The 5,714-nt window shown below is 50.2% G+C and carries 6 protein-coding genes; 4 read left to right on the top strand and 2 right to left on the bottom strand.

The window, feature by feature from the left end:
- Nucleotides 1-85 precede the first annotated feature (85 nt).
- Complete coding sequence (locus OB13_RS14480; protein ID WP_007652164.1) at nucleotides 86-307, top strand: DUF2795 domain-containing protein; 222 nt, start codon at nucleotides 86-88, stop codon at nucleotides 305-307.
- A 96-nt stretch (nucleotides 308-403) separates the two neighbouring features.
- Complete coding sequence (locus OB13_RS14475) at nucleotides 404-1,126, top strand: ABC transporter ATP-binding protein (protein WP_461490883.1); 723 nt, start codon at nucleotides 404-406, stop codon at nucleotides 1,124-1,126.
- On the opposite strand, the gene OB13_RS14470 is transcribed toward OB13_RS14475, so the two are convergent.
- The gene (locus OB13_RS14470; RefSeq protein WP_461490882.1) at nucleotides 1,121-1,804 is read right to left on the bottom strand and encodes a 2-C-methyl-D-erythritol 4-phosphate cytidylyltransferase; all 684 of its coding nucleotides are present in this window, start codon (nucleotides 1,802-1,804) and stop codon (nucleotides 1,121-1,123) included. The genes OB13_RS14475 and OB13_RS14470 overlap by 6 nt on opposite strands.
- Before the next feature lie 170 nt (nucleotides 1,805-1,974).
- Complete coding sequence (gene queA, locus OB13_RS14465; RefSeq protein WP_461490881.1) at nucleotides 1,975-3,021, bottom strand: tRNA preQ1(34) S-adenosylmethionine ribosyltransferase-isomerase QueA; 1,047 nt, start codon at nucleotides 3,019-3,021, stop codon at nucleotides 1,975-1,977.
- Between the two features lie 182 nt (nucleotides 3,022-3,203).
- Here queA and OB13_RS14460 point away from each other — a divergent pair, with 182 nt between their 5' ends.
- The gene (locus OB13_RS14460; RefSeq protein WP_461490880.1) at nucleotides 3,204-4,451 is read left to right on the top strand and encodes an ABC transporter permease; all 1,248 of its coding nucleotides are present in this window, start codon (nucleotides 3,204-3,206) and stop codon (nucleotides 4,449-4,451) included.
- A 146-nt stretch (nucleotides 4,452-4,597) separates the two neighbouring features.
- Nucleotides 4,598-5,461, top strand: coding sequence for an LOG family protein (locus OB13_RS14455; RefSeq protein WP_461490879.1), 864 nt, complete (start codon nucleotides 4,598-4,600; stop codon nucleotides 5,459-5,461).
- Nucleotides 5,462-5,714 lie beyond the last annotated feature (253 nt).

The raw sequence follows: 5,714 nt of genomic DNA, 5'->3' as shown, positions 1-5,714 counted from the left end.
TACTTCGGAAAAATTTTTATTTGTGTATTTATTCATACTTTTGCAAACCATTTTTTTAAGCCGATAAGTTAAGGAGAAACATACTATGTATTGGACACTGGAATTAGCTTCATACCTGGAGGATGCACCCTGGCCAGCCACGAAAGACGAATTAATTGACTACTCTATTCGCTCAGGCGCCCCTATGGAGGTGGTAGAAAACCTGCAGGCGCTGGAGGACGATGGTCAGCCGTACGAGAACATCGAAGAAATCTGGCCGGACTATCCTACCAAGGAAGACTTCATGTTCAACGAAGACGAGTACTAAAAAGAATTACGAATTTATAATTACGAATTAAGAATGGCCCTATGAACGGGCTCAAAATTCGTAATTCTTAATTCATAATTCGTAATTATACAAGGCTTGATCGTTGAAGTAAAAAATCTGGTTGCGGGTTACGAACAGCGCGTTCTGATCCGCAACCTTTCTTTTTCTATACCTGCTCCGGCTTTTCTGGCTATTATAGGGCACAACGGAGCCGGCAAAACAACTTTCTTTAAAGCTTTTCAGCACAAGATCAGCTACAAAGGCCAGATCCTGATACAGCAGCACGACCTGCGCGCTATCCCCGATGCCGCGGCTACAGGCCTCCTCTCCTACCTTCCCCAAAAGAACATCGTCTCCTTCCCCATCAAAGTACATGACCTGGTGGTGATGGGATTATTCCGCAAAAAGCGCTTCTTTGAGAACTACAGCCACGAAGACTATGAGCAGGCAGCGGCTATACTGAACCAACTGGAGCTCTCGCATCTGCGGGAACAGGATTTTACGACCTTGTCGGGGGGAGAGCAGCAACTGGTATGGCTGGCGCAGCTCATGCTTCAGGATGCTTCCCTGATACTGTTGGATGAACCGACGCAGCAACTGGACGTGTACTACAAAAAGCAGGTGTTCCGATTGTTACAGCAGTGGGTGCAGCAGCAAAGCAAAACGGTGATCTGCATAACACATGACCTCCACAACCTGTTGCCCATGCAGGGTTACCTGCTCAACCTCTCCAAACCGGCCCCTGTGCTGGAGCCCATTACTCCGGAAAGTGTAGTTCAAAACCAGGAATTTCTGGAGGCCGGCCGGCCGAAATTATAGGGATTGTTTTACAAAAGCCTCTGCCAGCACCATATCCTCCGGCGTCGTGATCTTAATATTGCGGTAGCTGCCCTCTACCAGGGCTATATCTTCCCCTAACTGCTCCACGACAGATGCATCATCGGTAAACCAATCCTGTTCCTGCTGCTCATAAGCGCGGCGCAGCAGGCTGGCCCTAAAACACTGCGGCGTCTGCACCAGCTTATAATTGGCTCTCGGAACCGATCGGCTCCCCTGCCCGGTAAGCTCCCGGATCGAATCTTTGGGCGATACAGCCACCACCGCATTTCCTTTTTCTGCCGCTACCTGAAACGCCTGGGCAATGATCGCTGCCGTTACAAAGGGGCGTACGCCGTCGTGCACCGCCACCAGTGCCTCCCCTGGCACCAGCGCCAGCCCGTTCTTCACAGAGCCGAAACGTGTGCGGCCTCCTTTCACAGTCAGATGAAAAATGTTGAATGCATGCTGCTGGCAGAGCTCCTTCCATACCTCGAGCTGATCCTCAGGCAACACCACCACAATCCGGATCCCGGGGTTATAGGTATAGAACCGCTCAATGGTGTGCATCAGGATCGGTTTACCTGCCAGTTTTATAAACTGCTTGGGCTGATCGTGCTGCATCCGGCTGCCGGTGCCACCCGCTACGATGATGGCGTACTGCTGAAGGTTGTGTGTCATAAGAGTAAGGCAACCAAAGTATACCTCCGCTGCCGAAGGTATGGATCATACTGCAAAAATAGGTATAGTTCCCGGACCAGCTAAACGGAATCACGGGGAGCAGCTGCAAATAAAACAAAAAGCCCCGACTTCAGGAGCCGGGGCTTTTCAAATTATATCTGTGTGAAGGCTTACAGAATCAGCATCACGTCGCCGTAGCTGAAGAAGCGGTATTTTTCTTTCACGGCTTCCTGGTAGGCTTTCATCACCAGGTCATATCCTCCGAAGGCAGCTGTCATCATCAGCAAAGTAGACTCCGGCATGTGGAAGTTCGTTACCAGGCTGTTGGCAATCTTGAAATCGTAAGGAGGGAAAATGAAACGGTCTGTCCAGCCTTCGTTCGGCTTCAGACGGTTACTGGCCGACACCGAAGACTCCAGCGCACGCATGGTCGTGGTACCAATGGCACATACGCGCTTCTTGTGGTCCAAAGCGTTGTTTACCTGCTCAGCCGTAGCAGCCGGCACCATAAAGTTTTCCGAGTCCATCTTGTGCTTGGTCAGGTCTTCCACGTCCACCGGACGGAAAGTGCCCAAACCCACATGCAGGGTAAGCGGAGCCATTTCAACACCTTTGATCTCCAGGCGCTTGAGTACTTCGCGGGTAAAGTGCAGGCCGGCCGTCGGAGCCGCAACAGCACCTACGTTCTTGGCATACACCGTCTGGTAGCGCTCTTTGTCTTCCGGCTCGGCCTCACGCTTGATGTACTTGGGAAGCGGTGTTTCGCCCAGGTCGTTGATGGTTTTGTAAAATTCTTCATCCGGACCATCGAACAGGAACTTGATCGTGCGGCCGCGGGAAGTTGTATTGTCAATTACTTCGGCTACCAGGTCACTCTCACCAAAGTAGAGCTTATTGCCGACACGGATCTTGCGGGCCGGATCGACCAATACATCCCATAGGTGAATCTCCTTGTTCAGTTCGCGCAGCAGAAATACTTCAATTTTGGCTCCTGTTTTTTCTTTGTTGCCATACAGGCGGGCCGGAAACACTTTGGTGTCATTTACCACCATCACATCGCCTTCATCAAAATACTCCAGGATGTCTTTGAACACCCTGTGCTCGATCTCTCCGGTGCTGCGGTGCAGTACCATCATGCGTGACTCGTCGCGGTTAGGAGATGGATGTGTGGCAAGGAGCTCAGGAGGAAGCTCAAATTTAAATTCAGATAATTTCATACTTTTTATATTACGGTATAAATCGTGCTAGCTAAAAATGGCATTCCGGGATTTTAGTCCGGGCGTCCGGAAAAAGGAAGCAGAGTTTTCCTATATTACAACTAAAATTCAAGCCGCAAATTTACTTAGTTTGACCGAAATATTCTTACTTTTAGAAAATTACTTTGTAATTCCGCCGATCAATGATATACCTGCGCCTTATTGTAGAAAGTTTCCGCTTTGCATGGCAGGCCCTCTGGTCTAACCTGCTTCGTACGATCCTGTCATTGTTGGGCGTCACGATTGGTATCTTTGCCATCATCTCGGTGTTTACGCTGGTCGATTCCCTGGAGCGCAATGTCCGCTCCAGCATGAGCTTTATCGGAGACCGGGTGCTGTATGTAGAAAAATGGCCCTGGAGCTTTGGCGGAGAATACCCGTGGTGGAAGTATTTTAAGCGTCCGCAGCCTAACGTACACGAGTTCCGCCTCCTGGACCGCAACCTGACCAATGATGCCGGAACGGCTATCTTTGCCAGCAGGGACCGCAACGTATTCAAGCACCGCAACAACAGTTATAAGGACGCCGGCCTGATTGGCGTGACCTACGACTACAACAAAGTAACCGAAATACCAGTTGCAGAAGGCCGCTACTTTGTACCGCAGGAAGTAGACGCTGCCCGCAATGTGATCATCATCGGGGATGAAGTCGCCAGCTCCCTTTATCCCGGCCAGTCGGCGATCGGGCAGCAGCTGAAAGTAGGCGGTCAGAAATTTACCGTGATCGGGGTGATGGAGAAGCAAGGAGAAAGCCTTTTCGGTATGCCAAACTTCGATCAGATGGGCGTAGTGCCTTACGCTACCTTCAGCAAGATGTTTGCCACCGGCCCCAACGGCATTGGCTCCACGCTTGCCATCAAGGGACGGGAGGACGACCCGGGCCTGCAGGAGCTGGAGTATGAGTTACGCGGCATGATGCGCAACATCCGGGGGCTGAAACCGCGGGATGAAGACAGCTTTGCCATCAACCGTCCGGAAATGGCCACACAGGCCGTTACCGGCTTCTTTGAAGTAGTGGGTCTGGCCGGTTGGGTGATCGGCGGCTTTGCGATACTGGTGGGTGGCTTCGGGATAGCGAACATCATGTTCGTTTCGGTAAAAGAACGCACCAACATCATCGGGATTCAAAAATCACTGGGTGCCAAAAACTATTTTATTTTATTTCAGTTCTTATTTGAGTCGGTATTTTTGAGCGTTATTGGCGGTGGCATTGGCATCCTGCTCGTATTCCTGCTTACCCTCATTCCGCAGGACATGATGAAAGTATCGCTCTCGGCGGGCAACATTATACTGGGACTGGGCGTATCGGCGGTCATAGGGATGCTCTCGGGCATCATACCGGCAGTGCTGGCCTCTAACTTAGACCCTGTCATTGCCATCCGCTCAAAATAGAAATTACACCCGTTGCGTGCATTGTTTACCTCACCACTTTGCAGGCACGCCCTTATCTTAAACTATATAGTAATGTTGAAAGGCGTTTCGTTTCTGAAAGCGCCGCAGGAGGCCTGCCTCCTGCAGAAGATGACGATGAAAGAATTATGACAAAGCTTAGAAAAACAAGTAAAACCAAACTCAACGACGAGTCGCACAACAGCGGCAGTGGACAGACCATCCTTAATCCGGACGTTAATAAAAACAAGGCAAAAACGATAACAGACCTGCGCGAAAACGGCCAGGTTTCGGCTCCGCCAGCCTCGGCCGAGGATATAAAGATAAGGCAGGCTTTTGTAGACAAAGACTGGAACGAGATCAAAATTGCAGACTCCTGGCAGATATTTAAAGTGATGTCTGAGTTTGTGGAAGGCTTCGAAAAACTATCCAAGATCGGTCCATGCGTTTCTATTTTTGGTTCTGCCCGTACCAAGAACACGCACAAATACTACATCATGGCCGAAGAGATCGCAGCCAAGCTGGTGCGCCATGGCTATGGCGTGATCACAGGCGGCGGTCCGGGCATCATGGAGGCCGGCAACAAAGGCGCTCACTCAGAGGGCGGCAAGTCGGTAGGGCTTAACATCCACCTGCCCTTCGAGCAGTTCAACAACATCTACATCGACTCTGATAAGCTCATCAACTTCGATTATTTCTTTGTGCGCAAAGTCATGTTCGTGAAGTATGCACAGGGCTTTGTGGTTATGCCAGGTGGTTTTGGCACCCTGGATGAGCTGTTTGAGGCGATTACCCTGATCCAGACCAAGAAAATCGGAGCTTTCCCGATCGTGCTCGTGGGCCGCGAATACTGGGGTGGCTTGATGCAGTGGGTGGAGGATGTGATGCTGAAAATGGAAAGCAACATCAGTGCTGAAGACCTGGACCTGGTTCATATTGTAGATGATCCTTCGGAAGCCGTGAAAGTAATCGACGACTTCTACAGCAAGTACCTGCTGTCTCCGAACTTTTAAGGACAGAATCATTTTATTTTTTAAAAAAAAGCCTGCTGTTACAACGGCAGGCTTTTTTTTAAAATACGGACCTGTACCTGTGTTCACAACACACCTCCTATCGGACTAGTTTCACCTCATACACGGCCTCCCCGCTTACAGGTATACCGGTGGCAGTCTTGCCTTGCACCCTGACCTGGAAGGTGCCTGTTTCGTCTGAGGTGAAATCAGCCAGCTACAATTTTATAGCAATGTATGTTTTGTATTGAATTGA

The organism is Pontibacter sp. HJ8 (assembly GCF_054824225.1).
The sequence above is the reverse complement of the archived record's forward strand: the minus strand, read 5'-3'. Positions and strand labels throughout refer to the sequence as shown.